At 70.9% G+C, this 20,533-nt stretch carries 16 protein-coding genes; 10 read left to right on the top strand and 6 right to left on the bottom strand.

The window, feature by feature from the left end; translation table 11 throughout:
• Positions 1 to 402 precede the first annotated feature (402 nt).
• Both OG844_RS02680 and OG844_RS02675 read right to left on the bottom strand, forming a co-directional pair.
• Complete coding sequence (locus tag OG844_RS02680) at positions 403 to 1,044, bottom strand: SIMPL domain-containing protein (RefSeq protein ID WP_406387845.1); 642 nt, start codon at positions 1,042 to 1,044, stop codon at positions 403 to 405.
• Between the two features lie 24 nt (positions 1,045 to 1,068).
• Entirely contained in the window at positions 1,069 to 2,928 is a 1,860-nt protein-coding gene (locus OG844_RS02675) for a serine hydrolase (RefSeq protein WP_406387844.1), read from the bottom strand.
• A gap of 276 nt (positions 2,929 to 3,204) precedes the next feature.
• On the opposite strand from OG844_RS02675, the gene OG844_RS02670 reads away from it, so the two are divergent.
• Positions 3,205 to 4,314 carry a calcium:proton antiporter gene (locus OG844_RS02670; RefSeq protein WP_406387843.1) on the top strand — a complete coding sequence of 370 codons (1,110 nt, stop codon included), beginning with the start codon at positions 3,205 to 3,207 and terminating at the stop codon, positions 4,312 to 4,314.
• 49 nt (positions 4,315 to 4,363) lie between these two features.
• Here the strand turns inward: OG844_RS02670 and OG844_RS02665 are convergent, their stop codons facing one another.
• Positions 4,364 to 6,778 (bottom strand): penicillin acylase family protein, encoded by a 2,415-nt coding sequence (locus OG844_RS02665; RefSeq protein WP_406387842.1) that lies wholly within the window; start codon positions 6,776 to 6,778, stop codon positions 4,364 to 4,366.
• Positions 6,779 to 6,929: 151 nt separating this feature from the next.
• Between OG844_RS02665 and OG844_RS02660 the strand changes: the two genes are divergently transcribed.
• The 3 genes from OG844_RS02660 to OG844_RS02650 all read left to right on the top strand — a co-directional run bounded on the left by OG844_RS02660 (position 6,930) and on the right by OG844_RS02650 (position 10,320).
• Positions 6,930 to 8,456 (top strand): acyl-CoA synthetase, encoded by a 1,527-nt coding sequence (locus OG844_RS02660; protein ID WP_406387841.1) that lies wholly within the window; start codon positions 6,930 to 6,932, stop codon positions 8,454 to 8,456.
• Positions 8,457 to 8,719: 263 nt separating this feature from the next.
• Entirely contained in the window at positions 8,720 to 9,274 is a 555-nt protein-coding gene (locus OG844_RS02655) for a sortase (protein ID WP_406387840.1), read from the top strand.
• A gap of 149 nt (positions 9,275 to 9,423) precedes the next feature.
• The gene (locus OG844_RS02650; protein WP_406387839.1) at positions 9,424 to 10,320 is read left to right on the top strand and encodes a class F sortase; all 897 of its coding nucleotides are present in this window, start codon (positions 9,424 to 9,426) and stop codon (positions 10,318 to 10,320) included.
• Positions 10,321 to 10,347: 27 nt separating this feature from the next.
• On the opposite strand, the gene paaK is transcribed toward OG844_RS02650, so the two are convergent.
• Together paaK and OG844_RS02640 are read right to left on the bottom strand one after the other, a co-directional pair.
• On the bottom strand, positions 10,348 to 11,637 hold the full coding sequence (paaK, locus tag OG844_RS02645) for a phenylacetate--CoA ligase PaaK (protein ID WP_406387838.1): 1,290 nt from the start codon (positions 11,635 to 11,637) through the stop codon (positions 10,348 to 10,350).
• Positions 11,638 to 11,756: 119 nt separating this feature from the next.
• Positions 11,757 to 12,224, bottom strand: a complete 468-nt coding sequence (locus OG844_RS02640; protein ID WP_406387837.1) for a DUF1348 family protein — start codon at positions 12,222 to 12,224, stop codon at positions 11,757 to 11,759.
• Between the two features lie 93 nt (positions 12,225 to 12,317).
• Between OG844_RS02640 and OG844_RS02635 the strand changes: the two genes are divergently transcribed.
• Both OG844_RS02635 and OG844_RS02630 read left to right on the top strand, forming a co-directional pair.
• Positions 12,318 to 12,878 carry a TetR/AcrR family transcriptional regulator gene (locus OG844_RS02635; protein WP_406387836.1) on the top strand — a complete coding sequence of 187 codons (561 nt, stop codon included), beginning with the start codon at positions 12,318 to 12,320 and terminating at the stop codon, positions 12,876 to 12,878.
• A gap of 55 nt (positions 12,879 to 12,933) precedes the next feature.
• Positions 12,934 to 14,454, top strand: coding sequence for an alpha/beta fold hydrolase (locus tag OG844_RS02630; protein WP_406387835.1), 1,521 nt, complete (start codon positions 12,934 to 12,936; stop codon positions 14,452 to 14,454).
• 31 nt (positions 14,455 to 14,485) lie between these two features.
• Here OG844_RS02630 and OG844_RS02625 read toward each other — a convergent pair whose 3' ends face one another.
• Entirely contained in the window at positions 14,486 to 16,120 is a 1,635-nt protein-coding gene (locus OG844_RS02625) for an FAD-dependent oxidoreductase (RefSeq protein WP_406387834.1), read from the bottom strand.
• 256 nt (positions 16,121 to 16,376) lie between these two features.
• On the opposite strand from OG844_RS02625, the gene OG844_RS02620 reads away from it, so the two are divergent.
• The 4 genes from OG844_RS02620 to OG844_RS02605 all read left to right on the top strand — a co-directional run bounded on the left by OG844_RS02620 (position 16,377) and on the right by OG844_RS02605 (position 20,520).
• On the top strand, positions 16,377 to 17,498 hold the full coding sequence (locus tag OG844_RS02620) for a SchA/CurD-like domain-containing protein (protein WP_406387833.1): 1,122 nt from the start codon (positions 16,377 to 16,379) through the stop codon (positions 17,496 to 17,498).
• A gap of 75 nt (positions 17,499 to 17,573) precedes the next feature.
• Positions 17,574 to 18,008 (top strand): cupin domain-containing protein, encoded by a 435-nt coding sequence (locus OG844_RS02615; RefSeq protein ID WP_406387831.1) that lies wholly within the window; start codon positions 17,574 to 17,576, stop codon positions 18,006 to 18,008.
• Positions 18,005 to 19,273, top strand: a complete 1,269-nt coding sequence (locus OG844_RS02610; RefSeq protein ID WP_406387829.1) for a beta-ketoacyl-[acyl-carrier-protein] synthase family protein — start codon at positions 18,005 to 18,007, stop codon at positions 19,271 to 19,273. The genes OG844_RS02615 and OG844_RS02610 overlap by 4 nt, the downstream gene beginning before the upstream one ends.
• Positions 19,270 to 20,520 carry a ketosynthase chain-length factor gene (locus OG844_RS02605; RefSeq protein ID WP_406387828.1) on the top strand — a complete coding sequence of 417 codons (1,251 nt, stop codon included), beginning with the start codon at positions 19,270 to 19,272 and terminating at the stop codon, positions 20,518 to 20,520. Before OG844_RS02610 ends, OG844_RS02605 begins: the two co-directional genes overlap by 4 nt.
• Positions 20,521 to 20,533 lie beyond the last annotated feature (13 nt).

Genomic DNA, 20,533 nt, shown 5'->3' with positions numbered 1-20,533 from the left:
CCGGCAAGGTGGTTCGGACCGTTCGAGGTGCTGTGCAGCCGCCGCGGGTGCACCCGGTGGGCACTCCCGCGGCGGGAGGACGAGCGTTGGAGCAGCAGGGGGCGCGAGGGAGAGTATGCGCTCAACGTGACGAACCGTCAACGCTGCATTTCCGAAATATTTCCGAGCGAATAACCGCTCATCTGTGAGCAGGCGGTGAGATGACCTGCGCAGACGGTATGACTCCGGTACGTATGGGAATCCATCCGGCAGAGTCTCCCGTAATAATGCTCGCGCATGACGAAAGACGTTCGGGGTGTCAGCGAAAGTTTCGGATTCGGATATGGCGGAGCGCGGACCCCCCTGGGTGGTCCGCGCTCACTGTCCGCCTCTCTCATGCTCCGCGCGCCGGGGCGCGCGTCCTCAGCCGCTGCTGAGCGAAAGCCCGATCACTACGCCCGCCGACACGGACACCCTGCCCGGCGTCAGGTCGCCTTCACCACCGCCGCTCTGCCCGCCGTGGCCGCGGTAGTTCTGCAGTTGCTCGGAGTCCACGTCCTTGATGTGGATGACGGGTCCGAGCCGCACATCGGCCGCCTCGGCGTACAGGGCGGCCTTCTCCCGTGCCGCGGCCACGGCCGCCGTACGCGCCCGGGCGCGCAGTTCCTTCTTCGTGCTCACATCGAACTCGACTCCCTTGACCTGGTTGGCCCCCGCGTCGACGACATCGATGAGAACGGTCTCCAGGATGTCCAGTTCCCGCAGCTCGATCACGAACGAGGCGGTGCACTCGTAGCCGAGGAACTTGCGCTCGTCGCCGTAGCTCCACCGGGACGACAGGTTCAGCCGCGACGTCGACACGGCGGTCTCGGGCACCCCGTGCCCGCGCAGGACCTCCCGGATCCGGTTCACACCGCTCCGGGTGGCGGCGAATGCCTCACCGGGCTTGTTCCTGGTCTGCTCGATCGCGACCCGGAGACGTGCCAGGTCGGGCGCGGCATCCACACTCGCCGCACCGAACACCGACACGCCCCACGGGGCGTCTATGGACTGTGTTCCATTCATGCCGTCATCCAACCAGCGGAACGCTCAGTCGGCGGAGAGGATCCAGCCCGTCGCCTCGATGCGGCCGGAGTCGCCGGGCCGGTTCCCGTCGAAGAGCGTGCGGCTGCCGTCCCGGACACGTACACCGTCGACGTACGCACCACGCCCGACGTACAACTGGTCGGTGGTGTAACGCCATCGCAGCAGGACCTCCGTGCCGCGCCAGGCGGCCAGATCCGCCTCGAGACGATGCCAGACCCGGCCCGACCAGCCCGACACCGAGCCCGTCGGGTGCGGCTCCGGCTGCGGGGGCCGGGTTCCGTCCGCCGGTACGGTCGTGAACGGCACGGGCAGCCACGTCGCCCCGGCATCGGACGACGCCTCCAGCCGCAGGGAGTCCGAGCCCGGCTCGGTGTCCCACCAGAGCGCACAGTTCAGCACCGCGTGCGCGGACGCCGGACGCAGCGCGGGCAGGGCGAGCGTGGCGGTCGAGGCGCTCGCCATGCCGGAGAACCAGGCGGTACGGCCATGGGCGGGACGGACAGGAACGGCGCGCGCCATCCGGTTGGCCGCGGCGACCCGCGGCGCACTGCCCGACCGCCAGCTGCGCACGGGGTGCACCGAGTTGCCGAGGACGATCAGGAACGAGTCCGTCGTCGGATCGAGGACGAGACTGGTGCCGGTGAACCCCGTGTGTCCCGCGGTGCGCGGCGTGGCCATCGCACCCATGTACCAGTGCTGGTAGAGCTCGAAGCCCAGGCCGTGCTCATCACCCGGGAACGCGGTGTTGAAGTCGGTGAACATCAGCTCCACGGAGTCCTCGGACAGGATCCGGGACCTGCCGTAGACGCCCCCGTTGAGCAGCGTACGGGCCAGGATCGCCAGATCCCAGGCGCAGGAGAAGACCCCCGCGTGCCCGGCGACCCCGTCCAGGCTGAAGGCGTTCTCGTCGTGGACCTCGCCCCAGACCAGCCCGCGGTCCAGGCCGGACCAGGGCAGCCGGGCGTCCTCGGTGGCGGCGATCTTCGGCTTCCAGGAGGCGGGCGGGTTGTAGCGGGTGCGGTGCATCCCGAGCGGAGCGGTGATCTCCTCGCGGAGCAGCACGTCCTGGGCGTGGCCGGTGATCTTCTCCAGGACCAGCTGCAGCGAGATCAGATTGAGGTCGGAGTAGAGGTACTTCGTGCCGGGGGCGGAGGCCGGCACCTCGTTCCACAGCAGGCGGAGCTTCCCCTCCCTGGTCGGCTCCTTGAAGAGCGGGATCCAGGACCGGAAGCCCGAGGTGTGGGTGAGGAGTTGACGGATGGTCATGTCCTGCTTGCCGCCGCCCGCGAAGTCCGGCAGATAGGAGGCGACCGTCGCCTCGAGCTCCAGCGTGCCCCGCTCGATCTGCTGCACGGCCAGGATCGAGGTGAACAGCTTGGACACCGACGCCAGGTCGAAGACCGTGTCCTCGGCCATCGCGATCTGCTGGTCCGCGGGGAACTCCACCCCGGTGTCGGTCTTCTCGTCGTACGCCGCGTAGCGCACGGCCTTGCCTATCGGCCGGTGCAGGGCCACGGTGCCGCCGCGCCCGGCGAGCAGCACGGCCCCCGCGTACCAGGGGTGCTTGGGGGAGTCGGCGAGATACGTCTCGGCATCGGCGACGAGCTGGTCGAGCGGCTCGGACAGCAGCCCCGCGCGCTCGGCCGAACCGCGGCGCAGTGTGGGCCTGCCCTGCCCCGGCCTCATACCCGTACCAGCTCCCGACTGTGCGCCCGCCTGTGTGCCCGCCTCCGCCCCGCGTCCGGCGGCCACCGCCGCACCCGCGAAGGGCATCGGCGCGAGGGCGAGGGCTCCGCCCAGCGCCAGTATCCCGCCCCCCAGCCTCCGACGGCTCATTCCCCTGCCCGACACGTCCCCGGCCATTCGGAACCCCTTCCCCTTGAGTGGAAAGCACGTGAGCGAAAGTAACTTTCGAAATCTCGTCCGAGTCTGAAACTTCCTGCCGAAGCAGAGATTACTGTCACCCCTGCCGTCCCGTACGTCTCTGACGGACAGAAGAATCTGACGTGACATCAGGAAACCGCGTGCGTGCGGATCGCGACGCATTGGCGATCGCGAAGACGGCGGAGCCCGCGTTCCCGGCCGGCCCCGGCGCCGTGGCACCGAGCGCTCCCGGGTCGCCTCTGGCAGCCTGTGGCCATGAACGTGAGCACGACGGCCCGGGCCCTGGTCAACCGGTGGACCGTTGCGGTACCGGTGATCGCGGCCGTCGCGCTGGTACTCAGCTGGGGCCGCGAACTGTCCCCGACGGCCGTGGCCGTGGTGGCCCTGTGCCTCGCGGGCGCGGTGCTCGCCGCCGTCCACCACGCCGAGGTGATCGCGCACAGGGTCGGTGAACCCTACGGCTCGCTCGTCCTCGCCGTCGCCGTGACCGTCATCGAAGTGGCCCTGATCGTCACTCTCATGGTCGACGGCGGGCCGAAGACCTCCTCCCTCGCCCGCGACACGGTCTTCGCCGCCGTCATGATCACCTGCAACGGCATCGTCGGCCTCTCCCTCCTGGTCGGGGCCGTACGCACCCGGGTGGCCGTCTTCAACGCCGAGGGCACGGGCGCCGCACTGGCGACAGTGGCGACACTGGCCACCCTGAGCTTGGTCCTGCCCACCTTCACGATCGGAAAGCCCGGCCCCGAGTTCTCCTCCGCCCAGCTCGGCTTCGCCGCCGTGGCCTCGCTCCTCCTGTACGGACTGTTCGTCGCCGTACAGACCGTGCGGCACCGCGAGTACTTCCTGCCGCTCACCCAGGACGGCCGGCCGCGCAAGGCCGAGGACGACCCCGCGCCGCTGCCCGGCCGGGGTGCGACCGTGCTCAGCCTGGTCATGCTCCTGGTGGCCCTCGTCGCGGTCGTCGGCGACTCCAAGGCCGTGTCGCCGACCATCGAGTCGGGTGTCGAGGCCGCCGGGATGCCGCAATCGGTGGTGGGCGTCGTCATCGCGTTGCTGGTTCTTCTGCCCGAGACCCTCGCCGCCGTACGGGCCGCGCGGCGCGAGCGGGTGCAGACCAGCCTCAACCTGGCCCTCGGCTCGGCGATGGCCAGCATCGGCCTCACCATCCCGGCCATCGCGCTCGCCTCGATCTGGCTGGAAGGACCGCTCCACCTCGGCCTCGGCGCCACCCACATGGTGCTGCTCGCCCTGACCGTCGTGGTGGGCGCCCTCACCGTCGTGCCTGGGCGTGCCACCCTGCTCCAGGGCGGGGTGCACCTCGTCATCTTCGCCGCGTTCGTCTTCCTGGCGATCAGCCCCTGACGCGTCCTGCCGGTGCGTCAGGGGCCGATGGGGGCGGACGGAGCGAGGCCTATCGCCTCTCGTGGACCCGCACGACCCGCAGCGCGGGTGAGCGTGCGATGTCCTTCTCGCAGAACCGCGACGTCACCCAGCGCTCGCCCGAGTACAACCGGGTCTGGTCGCTGTAGTGCGGTGACGCCGGGTTCGACGACTGGGAGTACGTGAGCAGGGTCCTGGCCACCGGGCACGGACCGCCGTCCCAGCCGACCACCTGGATGTAGCTGGAACCGGCCGACACCTCCGTGTAGCCGCCGCCCGCCGCATTCCACACGGGTTCGGTCTTGTTCCAGACGCCGAGCGACTCCGTGCCGCCGCCCACCGGGATGCGCTTGCCGTTGCGCACGACGAACTGATGGCTGCCCACAGGAGCGTCCAGCGCGATCCCCGCCGCCCGCAGCTCGGCCACCGAGTCGGCCAGTGCCGCGGCGATCCCGGGCGCCGAGGTGTTCAGGGTGTTCGGGGTGCGGACCGGATCGGCAGCGGAGAACGGCACCTTCCACAGCTTGTCGGCGGGGACCGTCGCGGTTGCCCTGCGCCAGAAGCGGTCGAAGAGCAGGGCTCCGGCGCTGGCGGTGTCCATGGTCCGGTCCCAGCCCTTCAGCACGCCGCACGCCGCCGACACGTCGACCGGCGAACCGTCGGTGCCGGACGCGGTGCCGCCGGGCAGCGCCGAGCATGCCCGCGCCAGATCACCGGCCGTCATGTCACCGGCGGGCGCCCGGTTCGCGAACTGCTGGAGCTGCAGGTCACCGACGGTCAGCCGGCCCTTCTCCGCCATCGCGGACACGTCCTCGATCGCACCGCGGGTACGCATGGAGCGCGGTGTGCCGATGGTGCCGAAGACACGCTCGTAGCCGGTCAGCGGTGTCTGCGCATGGGTCAGCCAGGCACTGTCGTTGGAGTTCTCCACGTACGGGGTGTCCTTGAGCACGGGCATCCTGCCCGGCCCGAAGATGCCGGGCTGGAGCGCGTCCGGGTCGGATCCGAGCGCGCACTCGCTCCTCGACCCGTCGAGCACCGCAAGCCCCGACGAGGGGTACGTGGCCTTGCCCAGCGCGGTGGAGCAGCGCTGGGCAAGGTCGTCGGTGATCCTCGGCAGCACCTGGGACTGGGAGAAGAAGGAGTGCCCCCGGGAGTCGGCCGCGACCGTGTTCACCCATGGCAGGCCCTGGGTGCGGCGCAGCGCCGACTCGATGTCCGCCGTACTGCGAGCCCTGCTGAAACCGAGCGAGGTGTCCGAGGCGCGCAGGTTCGAGGCGTTGGGATCGTTCAGCGCGTACGCGGTCGTCGCCGTCCAGGGCAGCGGCAGCCCCGCCCCCAGTGAGGTGACCACGGGGCCGTAGCGGGTCCACCACTGGCTGCGGGTCACCGGGGCGGCGCCCTTCACGGGAACCGTGACCGTCCGCTTCGTCATCCGCTCGCTCCGGCCGTCCACCAGATAGGCCGTCGGATCGGCGGGATCGAGCGTCAGCTGATGCAGGTTGAGCGTGACCCCCGTGGCGACGGTATGGCTCCAGGCGATGTTCCTGTTGTGGCCGATCGACATCGTGGTCGAGCCGAGCAGGGAACCGCCCGCCACATCGAGCTCGCCGGGAATGGTCTGCTGGGACTGCCAGAACCGGCGCCCGCCCTGCCACGGATAGTGCGGGTTGCCGATCAGCAGCCCGCGCCCACCGGCCGTCGTGGACCCGTTGAAGGCGACGGCGTTGGAACCCATGTCGGCGTTCTGCGTGGACAGCAGCCGCCGCGCGGCGCCGGCTGCCTCCTCGGGCGACACACCCGGGACGGCCGGGACCGAGGACGGCGGCCGCGCGGCCGTGATGCCTTCGATGCCACGGCCCTGGCCGCCGAGCACCGAGATCGCGAAGCCCCGGACGGCCACGTCCAGCGTGGTGACGGGCCGCACCCAGGAGGCGCCCCGGCAGGCCGGATCCGTGATCCGGTTCTGCTTGATCCACGCGTTGTACCCGGCGGCCCAGCCGCGCATGGTCTCCTTGACGTCGTGACTCGGACCGGCCGGCGCCGGGACCTTCAGCAGCTTCTCGACGGTGCCGCTCGCGCGTACCCCGCGGAAGTACAGATCGCTGGAGAGGTTCTTCGTCGCCGAGGACAACGAGCCGTCGGGGGCGGCGTCCTGACCGAAGTACGCCGACCGCTCGCCGCGCACCGTGACGAATCCGTCGGCGAGGACGCACAGCTGGTCGGCGGCCTGGGCCCAGCCGTTGCCGAAGCCCAGATCCGCGTAGTCCTTGGCCACGACGTGCGGGATGCCGTATTCGGTGTACCGGATGACGGCGGACAGTCCGCCGCCCGAAGGGCGGTGCTCGGGCGACGTGCGGGCCGCGGCCGGAGGCAGCGACGCGGCCGCGGTGAACAGGGCGAGTCCGGAGACCGCGACGAGTCTCAGACGGTTACGGAGGGGCAAGGGTCCTCCCAACTGTGCGGGTGGGAAAGGCGGTTGCCCGGTAGTCCCGGACAGCCACGCGCCACTCAGTCAGCCCACCCGTGCACCTGTCAACCGGCTGGTCGGTATCCGGGCCCTTGACCCCCGGCGGCGGGCCGCCCAGGATCACGCCATGACAGGTGTACGCAGCAGCACAGTCGACGGAGTCGTGGCGCGCAGCGCCCGGCGCACCCCCGAGCACATCGCCGTCCGCTACGCCGGGCGGTCCTGGACCTATGCCGCCCTCGACGCGTCGGTGAGCACGGCCGCCGCGGTGCTGACCGGCGCACACGGACTGCGTCCCGGTGACCGGGTCGCCTCCTTCGCCCACAACTCCGATGTCTATCTGATCGCCTACCTGGCCTGCGCCAGGGCGGGGCTGGTCCACGTGCCGGTCAATCAGAACCTCACCGGCGACGACCTGGCGTACATCCTCGAACAGTCCGGCAGCTCCCTCGTCCTCACCGATCCCGACCTGGCTTCGCGCATCCCGGAGGGACACGCCGTACGCGCACTGCGCGACGCACCGGACTCCCTCCTCGGCGAACTGGACACCCGGCGCCCTTTCACTCCCGACCGCGCACCCGGCGCCGACGACCTGGTCCAGCTGCTGTACACCTCGGGCACCACGGACCGGCCCAAGGGCGCGATGATGACGCACGGCGCCCTGGTCCACGAGTACGTCAGCGCCGTCACCGCGCTCGACCTGCGCGCCACCGACCGGCCCGTGCACTCGCTGCCGCTCTACCACTCCGCGCAGATGCACGTGTTCCTGCTGCCGTACCTCGCGGTGGGCGCCGAGAACACCATTCTCGACGCCCCGGACGCGGACCGGATCTTCGACCTGGTCGAGGCAGGGCAGGCGGACAGCCTCTTCGCCCCGCCCACCGTCTGGATCGGCCTCGCCAACCACCCGGACTTCGGCACCCGGGAGCTCGGTGCCCTGCGCAAGGCGTACTACGGTGCCTCGATCATGCCGGTGCCCGTACTGGAACGGCTGCGCGAGCGGCTGCCCGGGCTGGCCTTCTACAACTGCTTCGGGCAGAGCGAGATCGGCCCGCTCGCCACCGTCCTCGGCCCCGACGAGCACGAGGGCCGGATGGAATCGTGCGGGCGGCCTGTGCTCTTCGTCGAGGCGAAGGTGGTGGACGAGCACGGCAAGGACGTGCCTGACGGAACGGCAGGCGAAGTGGTGTACCGCTCCCCGCAACTGTGCCAGGGCTACTGGGACAAGCCTGAGGAGACCGCCGAGGCGTTCCGCGACGGCTGGTTCCACTCCGGCGACCTCGCCGTCCGCGACGCGCAGGGCTACTTCACCGTCGTCGACAGGGTGAAGGACGTCATCAACTCCGGAGGCGTGCTCATCGCCTCACGACAGGTGGAGGATGTCCTCTACACCCATCCGGCAGTGGCCGAGACGGCTGTCGTGGGGCTGCCCGACGAGCGCTGGATCGAGGCCGTCACCGCGATCGTCGTACTGCGTGGCGAGGTCACCGAGCCCGAACTGATCGCGCACGCCCGCGAGAAGCTCCCCCACTTCAAGGCGCCGAAGAGGGTCCTCTTCGTGGACGGGCTGCCGCGCAACGCCAGCGGAAAGATCCTCAAGAGGGAGCTGAGGGACCGGTTTTCCGGCAGCCGGACCCTGGGGCCGGGGGAGTAGGCGGCGGGCGCTCCGGGACGGTCGGGTCACCTGCCGCGCTTAGCCCGTTCGCCGTCCGCCGGCCGGTTCCTCCGCCGTCCCTGCCTCCGCTTCGGTGACCTGCGTAAACGATCACGCAGGGGCGGCCTTCTGCGCCTGGCCGGGTGACGTATGTGGCGACATGTCATGTTGCGGAGGTGACGGACTGTCGGTTGCCTCGGGAGCGGAGCACAGCAGAGGTGCCGCGCAGACAGGCCGGACCCTGCTCCCGTAGGAGGATCCTCATGCGCAACACACGCGTCGGTGCGGGTATCTGTCTGATCGTCGGTGCCCTCGGGCTCTCGGCCCCGGCCGCGGTCGCCGCCGTCGGACCCGCCGCCGAGCCCAGCATCCGCATCAGCCCAGGCAGGGCAACGCCCGGTTCCCAGGTCACGGTCAGTACCCGGGCATGCGGCAAAGAGACCTACGGCAAGGGCACGTCGGAGGTCGGAGGGGCGTTCCACCTCTTCGCGGGTGAACGCAAGGGCACGCTCGTCGGCGTGTTCGAGATTCCGGCGGGGACGGTCGCCCGTACCGACACCGTGATCGTGAAGTGTCCGCCGCGGATCATGATCACCGATACGTACCGGATCGCCGACCGCGTCCAGAGCGGCGGTGGTGCCCAGAACGGCGGTGGTGCCCCGAGCGGCGGGGGCGCTCCGAGCGGCGGTGTCGACGCCGGCTTCGGTGCTCCCACGGACAAGGGCACGCAGCTCGCCGCGGGAAGCGTGCTGCTGGCCGGTGCGCTGGCCGGAGGTGTGGTCAGGATGCGCCGTCGGGCGAGCGCCGTCGAAGCCTGACCGCGGTCGTGTCCGACCGCGGTCGTGTCCGACCGCGGTCGTGTCCCGATGGCGGCCGTGTCCTGTCCGCGGGCCCCGGACGCCGTACCGGCCCGGGGGCCCGCGGGCATCCCCAGTAACTCAACCGCTGCGAAGCAGAGGCACACGAGATGGAAACCGGGCGCAGGTCCAGCACGTCACCGCAGTCGTTCCCCGCGGTCAAGCATCTTGTCTGGGCCCTGGTCGCGGGCACCGCGCTCGTGATCAGCGGAATGCGGGACGACACCCCACCGCAGCCGCCGGCCACACAGGCCGTCGCGGCTCCCGCATTTCCCGCGCCCGTCCGCAGCGCTCCGGCGCCGGCTGCCGCCCCTCCCGCGCGACCGGCGATCTCCCAGGCCTACACGGATCCGGTAGGTGCCACCCGAGCGGTGCCCGCCTACGTGAGCCCCGCCCCCGTGCCACCTGAGCTCGCACCCCGGCCACCCGTACGTCCGGCCCCCCTGCGCCCCCTGCCGGCCACGCCCGCACCGGTGACCACGGCCCCCGTGACTCCCACCCCGTCTCCGAGCCCCAGCGCCCCGGCCGCGCGGCCCACCGTCCACCCGCTCCCGCCGTCGGACCCGGTCCGGCTGCGTATCCCCGCCGCCGGCGTGGACGCCCCGGTGGCCCGGCTGGCCCTCGACGCGGCAGGGGCGCTGCAGCCTCCGCCGGACGACAACCCGGTCCTGGCCGGCTGGTACGCCGACGGCACCGCTCCCGGCGCCGTGGGCACCGCCATCACCGCCGGACACGTGGACACCCGTGTCGGACCCGGCGTCTTCCACCGGCTGGGATCCGTCCGCAAGGGCGCCACGATCGAGGTCATCCGGGCGGACCTGCGCACCGCCGTGTTCACGGTCTACGCCGTCGAGTCCTACGACAAGAAGAACTTCCCGGACAAGAAGGTCTACGGCCCGTCGGCCCGCCCCGAAATCCGGGTGATCACCTGTGGTGGGGGCTTCACGAAGAAGTCGGGGTACCGGAGCAATGTCGTCGTCTTCGCCGCTCTGACGGCGACCCGCTGACCGGCCGGGCCCGCACCGGGCCGTACCTCAGGTGGCGTCCCTGAGGTCGATGATCCGCTTGATCTTTCCGACCGACCGCTCCAGCACCTCCGGATCGACGATCTCGACCCCCACCGTCACCCCGACCCCGTCCTTCACGGCCGCCGCGATCGACCGGGCGGCGGCGGCACGTTCGTCCGTCGTGGCCCCGGCCCGCGCCTCCGCGCGTACCGTCAGCGCGTCCAGGCGGCCCTCGCGGGTCAGTCGCAGCTGGAAGTGCGGAGCCACCCCCGGCGTCCGCAGCACGATCTCCTCGATCTGCGTCGGAAAGAGGTTCACCCCGCGCAGGATCACCATGTCGTCGCTGCGCCCGGTGACCTTCTCCATCCGCCGGAAGGCCCGCGCCGTACCGGGAAGCAGCCGCGTCAGATCACGGGTCCGGTAACGGATCACCGGCATGGCCTCCTTGGTGAGCGAGGTGAACACCAGCTCGCCCTCCTCGCCGTCCGGCAGCACCTCGCCGGTGAACGGATCGACGACCTCCGGATAGAAGTGGTCCTCCCAGATGTGCAGCCCGTCCTTGGTCTCCACGCACTCCTGCGCGACACCCGGGCCCATCACCTCGGACAGCCCGTATATGTCGACCGCGTCGATGGCGAACCGCTCCTCGATCTCGCGGCGCATCTGCTCGGTCCACGGCTCGGCGCCGAAGATGCCGACCTTCAGCGACGTCGTACGGGCATCGACCCCCTGGCGCTCGAACTCGTCCAGCAGGGTCAGCATGTACGAGGGCGTGATCATGATGATCTCGGGACGGAAGTCCTGGATCAGCTGAACCTGGCGGGCCGTCATGCCGCCGGACGCGGGAATGACGGTGCAGCCGAGGCGCTCCGCCCCGTAGTGCGCCCCGAGTCCGCCGGTGAAGAGCCCGTACCCGTAGGCCACATGGACCTTGTGCCCCGGGCGCCCGCCCGCGGCCCTGATCGACCGGGCGACCACGTCCGCCCAGGTGTCCAGATCGCGCTCCGTGTACCCGACCACGGTCGGCCGGCCGGTCGTCCCGCTGGACGCGTGGATGCGCCGTACCCGCTCTTCGGGGACGGCGAACATCCCGAAGGGGTAGTTGTCCCGCAGGTCTGCCTTGACGGTGAACGGGAAACGGGCGAGGTCGGCGAGCGTACGGCAGTCCTCGGGCCGCAGGCCGGCCTTGTCGAAGGCCGCCCGGTAGAAACCGACGTTGTCGTACGCGTGCCGCAGCGTGCCCCGGAGCCGTTCCAGCTGCAGCGCCTCCAGTTCGTCGCGGCCGAGCCGCTCGGCAGCGTCCAGCAGAGCCGTCATGCGGATGATCCTCTCGCCGAAGCAGACGACCGATCGTTCGGTCGATGTCCCTGGGAGTAGTAATTCAGGATGCCGACGCCATGGCAAGAGGGGTGACGTTCCTCGGGAGATGTGCCCGGTCAGAAGCCCAGATCGGTGAGTCCGGGGTGATCGTCGGGCCTGCGGCCCAGCGGCCAGTGACAACGCCGTTCGGACTCCTTGATCGGCACGTCGTTGATGGACGCGTGCCTCACGCGCATGAGGCCGCCGGCGTCGAACTCCCAGTTCTCGTTGCCGAAGGAGCGGTACCACCGCCCCGTGGTGTCGTGCCACTCGTAGGCGAAGCGCACGGCGATCCGGTCGCCGTCATGCGCCCACAGCTCCTTGACGAGCCGGTAGTCCAGCTCCCGGGCCCACTTGCGGGTGAGGAAGGCGACGATCTCCCTGCGGCCGGTGACCCACTCGGAGCGATTGCGCCAGCGCGAATCAGGTGTGTAGGCGAGCGCGACCTTCTCCGGGTCGCGGGTGTTCCAGCCGTCCTCCGCGCGACGGACCTTCTGGACCGCGAATTCCCGTGTGAACGGCGGGACCAGCGGCTCTGCGGTCATGGGATCTCCTTCGACAGAAGGGGAGAACGATCGTTCTCCCCTCGTGCTGCCGTACTGTAGGAGAACGTACGTTCTCACGCAAGGGGAGTCTCGGTGGATCTCGCGCAGGCACGGACCGCGGCATTGGAGGCCGCGGAGCACCTGTTCTACGAGCGGGGCATCCAGGCGGTCGGCATGGACGACATCCGGGCCACCTCGGGCGTTTCGCTCAAGCGCCTGTACGGACTCTTCCCCTCCAAGTCGGCACTCGTCCGCGCCTGCCTGGAAGCCCGGGACACCCGCTGGCGCGCGCGGCTTGCCGCGTACGTCGCCGCACGCCCCGCACCGCGGGACAGGGTCCTCGCCGTGTACGACTGGCTCCACCAGTGGTTCTCCGAGCCGGGCTTCCGCGGCTGCGCCTTCGTCAACGGCTTCGGCGAACTCGGAGCCGTCGACTCCGGTGTCGCCGACATCGCACGCCACCACAAGGACGCATTCCGCACCTACGTCACCGGACTCGTCGTGGCCGCGGGCGGGCCGGAGGAATCCGCTGCCGCGTACGTGCTGCTCGCCGAGGGTGCGATCGTCACCGCGGCCATCTCGGGAACGCCCGATCCCGCACACCAGGCCGGACAGGCGGCCGCCCGGCTCCTCGCGGGCAGCGTGCCCGCCTGATCGCTCTGTGCGTACGCGCCCGCAGCCGCCCGCCTGCCCTGTCTGGATGTCGGGCATGCCGACTTTCCGCACGTACGACGGGACCGAACTGGCCTACCACCTCGTGGGTGACGGCCCTCTGCTGATCTGCCTGCCCGGCGGCCCGATGCGGGCCGCCCGCTACCTCGGGGACCTCGGCGGACTCTCCCGGGTGCGCCGACTGGTCCTCCTCGATCTGCGCGGCACCGGGGACTCCGCAGTCCCGGAGGACCCGTCGACGTACCGCTGCGACCGGATCGTCGACGACGTCGAGGCCCTTCGTACGCACCTCGGCCTCGAACGGATCGATCTGCTGGCCCACTCCGCGTCCGGTAGCCTCGCGGCCCTCTACGCCGCGAAGTACCCGCAGAGACTGCGTACCCTCACCCTCGTCACCCCCAGCACACGTGCCACCGGTATCCCCGTCACCGACGAGGACTGGCGCCAAGCCTCCGAACTGCGCAGCCAGGAGCCCTGGTACGCCGAGGCCAGGGCCGCGCTGGAGGAGGTCTGGGCCGGGCGCGCCACGGCCGGCGTCTGGGCAGCCACACTGCCGTTCACCTACGGGCGATGGGACGCCGGTGCCCGGGCACACGCCGCCGAAGCCGCCGCCCAGACCAATGCCGAGGCGCGGTCGCTCCACTATCCGCAGGACGGCTTGGAGACCGCTGCCGTCGTGGAAGCCCTGCGGGAGCTGGAGGCGCCGGTACTCGTCGTCGCCGGGGAGTACGACGGCGGCCCCAGCCCCGACCGCGCGGCCGAGCTCGCCGCGCTCTTCCCGCACGGCGAGCTCGTCGTCCAACGGGGCGCCGGACACTACCCGTGGATGGACGACCCCGGCTCCTTCGTCCGCACCGTCACCGCCTTCCTCGACCCCGGGGTCAGCAGCGTGTACGCAGGCGGGAACCGGCTCGCCCACCGCACCTGGGGCGATCCCGCGTCCCCGCCCGTCGTGCTCGCCCACGGACGGGGCGGCAACAGCCTGGACTGGACGGGAATCGCCGAACGGCTCGCCGTACGGCACCGGGTGTACGCACTCGACTTCCGGGGCCACGGACTCAGCGACTGGCCCGGCCGCTACTCCTTCGAGTTCTTCCGCGACGACCTGCACGCGTTCCTGGAGGTCCGCAATCTGGCCGGCGCCGTCGTGGTCGGGCACTCGATGGGCGGCGCGGCGGCTCTGATGCTCGCCGAGCAGTACCCGGGGCTGATCGGCGGACTCGTCATCGAGGACGCCCCGCCCATGCTCCCGCTCGACCCGCCCCGCGCACCGGCCGAGCGGCCCGCCGGAGAACTCGGCTTCGACTGGCCGGTGGTGGGCGCCATCGACACCCAGCTGAACGCCCCCGATCCGGCGGTACGGGAGCGCCTGGGCGAGATCACCGCCCCCACGCTCGTGGTCGGCGGATCCCGCAGCCACATCGACCAGGAACAACTGGCGTGGATGGCCCGCCGGATACCCGGCGGGCGGTACGTCCGCGTCGACGCCGGGCATCTCGTGCACCACGACAACCCAGACGCCTTCCTCACCGCCCTGAGGTCGTTCGGTGTCGGGTGAGATGCGGCGGGCGAGGCGCGCCCGCAATCGCTCAGTCGCGGTGGAGCAGCGTCGTCAGCGCCTCGTACAGAGTCGCCTCCGCGTCGGTCACGCCGCCCTCGGACCGCCAGGCCACGAAGCCGTCGGGGCGCACGAGCACCGCACCCTCGGGGCTCGTGCCGTGGGCAGCACTCCAGTCCGCCTCGTTCGCGGGCTGCAGATCGGCACCCGTGCCCGCACCGATCGTGAAGGCGTCCAGGCGGACCTTCAGGCGCTCCGCCGCCCGGACAGCCGCCGCTCGCCATTCCGGGTGGCCCGCGTCGCACAGGAGCACGAACGACCGCTCGTACAGATCCAGGGTCGACAGGCGCACCCCGCCCCGGTCGACCCACAAGTGTGGTGCACGCGTGCCGGGTTCGCCCGTCAGACCCATGCCCTCGGGTACCACCGGCAGGTCGGTGTCCGTGCCCAGCACCGCACCCCGGAGATAGCGGTATCCGAGCGCGACCGTGAGCATGCCGCCCTTGCGCCCGCCGGTCGGACCGGGTGCCCCGGCGTAACCCGGGTGACTGTGCTCCCCCGAACGGGCCGACGCGCGGGCGCTCGTGGCCTTCGCCACCGGCAGGCGCTCCGCCTCGTACGTCCCGAGGAGTCCGGGACCCGCCTCGCCGGAGATCACCGCAGCCAGCTTCCACGCCAGGTTGTGCGCGTCCTGAATACCGGTGTTCGAACCGAACGCACCGGTGGGGGACATCTCGTGGGCCGAGTCACCGGCAAGGAAGACCCTGCCCACCCCGTAACGCTCCGCGACCCGCTCCGCCGCGTGCCACGGTGCCTTGCCCGTGATCTCGACGTCGAGACCGGGCGCTCCGACCGCCCTGCGGATGTGCTCCGCGCACCGCTCGTCGCTGAAGTCCTCCAGCGTCTCGCCCCGGTCCGGCTGCCACGGCGCGTGGAAGACCCACTGCTCCTCGTTGTCCACCGGAAGCAGTGCCCCGTCCGCCTCCGGGTCGGTCAGGTAGCAGACGATGAAGCGCCGGTCGCCCACGACCGAGGCGAGCTGCCGGGACCGGAAGGTGATGCTCACGTTGTGGAACAGATCGCCGGGCCCCGACTGACCGATGCGCAGCTGCTCCCGGATCGGGCTGCGGGGCCCGTCGGCGGCGACGAGGTAGTCCGCCCGCACCGTGGTGTGCTCCCCGGTCTCCCGGTCCTTCACCACAGCGGTCACGCCGTCCGTGTCCTGCTCGAAGGTGAGCAGCTCGCTGGAGAACCGCAGCTCGCTGCCCTGGTCACGGGCATGGGTGACCAGCACGGGCTCCAGGTCGTTCTGGCTGCACAGGCACCAGCCGCTCGGGCTGAACCGGGCGAGACCGCCACCCGGGTCGATCTCCTTGAACAGCCACTCCTGGTCGTCCCCGGTGAGCGACCCCGCCTGGAGGATGCCGTGGTTGTCCTCGAGCACCGAGGCGGCGTCCCGGATCAGCTGCTCGGCACCGGCGGTGCGGAACAGCTCCATGGTGCGGACGTTGTTGCCGCGCCCGCGGGGGTGGGTCGACGTGTTCGCGTGCTTCTCGACGAGCAGGTGGCGGACGCCGAGCCGGCTCAGGAAGAGGGAGGCGGACAGGCCCACCAGGGAGCCGCCCACGATGAGGACTGGTACGCGGAGGTCGGTCTTCTCGTTCATCAGTTGCTCCAGCTCGGACGCGGGACGGATGCAGTGTCCATGCCCTTGTGCCGAGGCTTCGGTCACCGCCTCACCTGAACGGTTCATAAATCTCGCGCCGCCCGTACCAGCGTTCCACGATCAGTCGCGGGAGCGAACTCGCGATGCGGGGCGACAACACGCATCAGCGGGCAGGACCTGCTCCGCTTCCCGAAACCGACGGATGACGAGGGACCACGGGACGTGGCCGCCGATCCGTCTCGAAGGAGAGCGAAAGATGACAACCCTCTCGGAACGCATATCGCAGTCCGCCTTCGACGGTTCGAGGCTCCGGGTCATACTGCTGCTGGACCTGCACGACGGCGCCCAGAACCAGTTCCTCGAGGCGTACGAGCACATGCGGAACCAGGTGGCCTCGATCCCCGGGCACATCAGCGACCAGCTGTGCCAGTCCATCGAGAACCCCTCGCAGTGGCTCATCACCAGCGAGTGGGAGAGCGCCCCGCCCTTCCTCGCCTGGGTGAACAGCGAGGAGCACGTCGCGACGGTGCAGCCGCTGCACAGCTGCGTGCGCGACACCCGCTCCCTCCGCTTCAGCGTGCTGCGCGAGACCGGCGTCGCGTTCGAGCAGCGGACCCCCGATCCGGCCAAGGGCCGCCTCCAGGCCACCCCGCGTCTGGGTGACGGCGTGGTACGCCACGCGCTCACCTTCACGGTGAAGCCGGGAACGGAGGAGATGGTCGCGAAGATCCTCGCCGACTACGACTCCCCGCAGGCACGCGTCGACGAGAACACCCGGCTGTGCCGTACCTCGCTCTTCATGCACGGGAACCGTGTCGTGCGAGCGGTGGAGGTCGAGGGCGACCTGATGGCGGCGCTGCGCCACGTCTCGCGCCAGCCCGAGGTCAGGGCTCTCGAAGAGGCCATCAACCCGTACCTGGAGCAGGACCGCGACCTCAGCGACCCCGACTCCGCACGGATGTTCTTCACCCGGGCCGCACTCCCGACCGTGCACCACGTGAAGGCCGGCCGTCACGCCGCCGCGGACGTCCAGCGGCACGCGCTGTTCTACCAGGCCAAGGAAGGCTGCGGCATGGCGTTGGCCCGGCTGCTCGCAGGCCAGGACGAGGAGGCCGCGGACGACGTCGCCAGCCCCATCGAGAGCAGCACCATCTTCCAGCGCGACGACATCGTGGTGCGGCTCCTCGAAGTGAGCGGCCCGTTCGACGCCCAGCCCGCCCAGGCGCTCGGCATCGGCGGCAACCGCAAGGCGGCCATGCTCGGCCGGCTGCTCGACGGCGGTGCCAACGGCATGCCGACGACCGACCAGGAGGCCGCGCGTTTCCTCGCCCAGGCAGAGATGAGCCTGATCACCGACCGTCGGGCCACCGAGTCCTGAACGGCTTAACCGGCAGCACCGGGTACCGCCCCGGGCTGCCGTCACACCGCACAACGCGCCTGGAGGAGAGCAGTCATGACCACGCACCGGCCTCGCATCGTGGACCTCAGCGAGACTCAGCCCAACCGCAGGCGCGGAGGCGACCTGCGCGCCCTGCTCACACCGACCGCCGTGGGCGCCACCAGCGGCTTCATGGGGCTGGCCATCGTCGGCCCGGGTGAGCGCATCGGCGAGCACTACCACCCGTACTCCGAGGAATTCGTGTACGTCGTGGAAGGACTCCTCGAAGTGGACCTGGACGGAGAGCCGCACGCGATGCGGCCCGACCAGGGGCTGCTGATCCCCCCGCACGTCCGCCACCGCTTCCGCAACGTGGGCGACGTGGAAGCGCGCATGGTCTTCCACCTCGGTCCGCTCGCCCCGCGCCCGGAGCTCGGGCACGTGGACACCGAACACACGGACGTAGCCGAGCGCGGAGCCCCGCCAGAACGAACGGAGGCTGCGTCATGACCCGTCGTGTGGCCGTCACCGGAGTCGGAGTCGTCGCACCCGGCGGCATCGGAGTCCCGGCGTTCTGGGACCTCCTCTCCAACGGACGTACAGCGACCCGAGGCATCACCCTGTTCGACCCGGCGGCCTTCCGCTCGCGCATCGCCGCCGAGTGCGACTTCGATCCTGCGGCCCACGGCCTCGACGCGGACCTGGTCGCACGATCGGACCGGTACGTCCAGTTCGCCCTGGTTGCCGCCCGGGAGGCGCTGAGCGACGCCGGACTCGACCCCGAGAAGGAGGACCCCTGGCGCATCGGGGTGTCCCTCGGCACCGCGGTCGGGGGCACCACCCGCCTCGAGCACGACTACGTCGCCGTCAGCGGGAGCGGCAAGCGCTGGGACGTCGACCACCGGCCGGCGGGCGCCCACCTGGAGCGGGCCTTCTCGCCCAGCACCCTCGCCTCGGCCGTGGCCGAGGAGGTCGGCGCCCACGGGCCCGTACAGACCGTCTCCACGGGCTGCACCTCGGGCCTCGACGCGATCGGGTACGCCTTCCACTCCATCGAGGAAGGCCGGGTCGACGTGTGCATCGCCGGTGCGTCGGACACCCCCATCACCCCCATCACGGTGGCGTGCTTCGACGCGATCAAGGCGACCTCGGCGAACAACGACGACCCGGAGCACGCTTCCCGGCCGTTCGACGCCCGCCGGGACGGCTTCGTCATGGGCGAGGGCGGCGCCGTCCTCGTACTCGAGGAGCTCGAACACGCCCGTGCCCGCGGGGCGACCGTCTACTGCGAGATATCGGGCTACGCCACCTTCGGCAACGCCTACCACATGACCGGTCTGACCGGCGAAGGCCTCGAGATGGCCGAGGCCATCAACACCGCCCTCGCGCACGGTCGGATCAACGCCTCGCAGGTCGACTACGTCAACGCGCACGGCTCGGGCACCAAGCAGAACGACCGGCACGAGACGGCAGCGGTGAAGCGGGCCCTGGGCGCACACGCGTACAAGGTGCCGATGAGCTCGATCAAGTCCATGGTCGGCCACTCGCTCGGCGCCATCGGCGCCATCGAGATCGCCGCGTGCGTACTGGCCATCGAGCACCAGACGGTTCCGCCGACGGCCAACTACGAGACCGCGGACCCCGAGTGCGACCTCGACTACGTGCCGCGCACCGCACGGCCCCTGAAGCTGCGCAGCGTGCTTTCGGTCGGCAGCGGGTTCGGCGGATTCCAGTCCGCCGTCGCTCTGACCCGAACAGGCGGGAGGACCCCATGAGTACCCGGTCACACCGGCGATCCGTCATTACGGGGATCGGTGTCGTCGCCCCCAACGGGACCGGCGCCGGTGCCTTCTGGAAACAGACGCAGGAAGGCGTCAGCGTCCTCGACCTGGTCTCCCGCGAGGGCTGCGAGAACCTGCCGCTGCGCGTCGCGGGCGAAGTCAGGGACTTCGACCCGGTCGCGTTCATCGAGGAGCGTTACCTCGTCCAGACCGACCGCTTCACGCACTACGCGATGGCGGCCGCCGATCTGGCCCTGGACGACGCACGGCTCGGCCGCGCCGACTACGAGAGCGCCCCGTTCAGCGTGGGCGTGGTGACCGCCGCAGGGTCAGGCGGCGGCGAGTTCGGCCAGCGTGAACTGCAGCGGCTGTGGGGGCAGGGCTCCCGCTACGTCGGCCCGTACCAGTCCATCGCCTGGTTCTACGCCGCCAGCACCGGTCAGATATCGATCCGCGGCGGCTTCAAGGGGCCGTGCGCCGTCGTGGCCAGCGACGAGGCCGGTGGCCTGGACGCGCTCATGCACGCAGCACGCTCCATCCGGCGCGGCACCGACGCCGTCGTCGTCGGCGCGGCCGAAGCGCCCCTGGCGCCGTACTCGGTCGTCTGCCAGCTCGGCTACGAGGACCTCAGCACCTGCGACGAACCGACCCGCGCCTACCGCCCGTTCACCTCGGACGCCTGCGGATTCGTGCCGGCCGAGGGCGGCGCGATGCTGGTCGTCGAGGAGGAGACGGCGGCCCTCGGCCGCGGTGCCCGGATCCGTGCCGAACTGGCCGGCCACGCCGCCACCTTCACCGGGGCGTCCCGGTGGGAACAGTCCCGCGAGGGACTGGCGCACGCCATCGAAGGGGCGCTCGAGGAGGCCGGCTGCGCGCCGGAGGAGATCGACGTCGTCTTCGCGGACGCGCTCGGTGTGCCCTCGGCCGACCGCGCCGAGGCACTGGCCATCGCCGACGCGCTGGGCCCGCACGGTCGGCGCGTACCGGTGACGGCACCCAAGACCGGCATCGGCCGCGCCTACTGCGGAGCACCCGTGCTGGACACGTCTGCCGCGGTACTCGCGATGGAACACGGTCTGATCCCGCCGACGCCCAACGTCTTCGAGGTGTGCCACGACCTCGACGTGGTCATCGGCCGTGCGCGCCCCGCGGAACTGCGGACGGCGCTGGTACTGAGCCGAGGGCTCATGGGCTCGAACGCGGCGCTCGTGCTGCGCCACTGCACCGACACCCCTCAGTGAGAAGGAGTCCCGC

Source organism: Streptomyces sp. NBC_00887 (genome assembly GCF_045207585.1).
The sequence above is the reverse complement of the archived record's forward strand: the minus strand, read 5'-3'. Positions and strand labels throughout refer to the sequence as shown.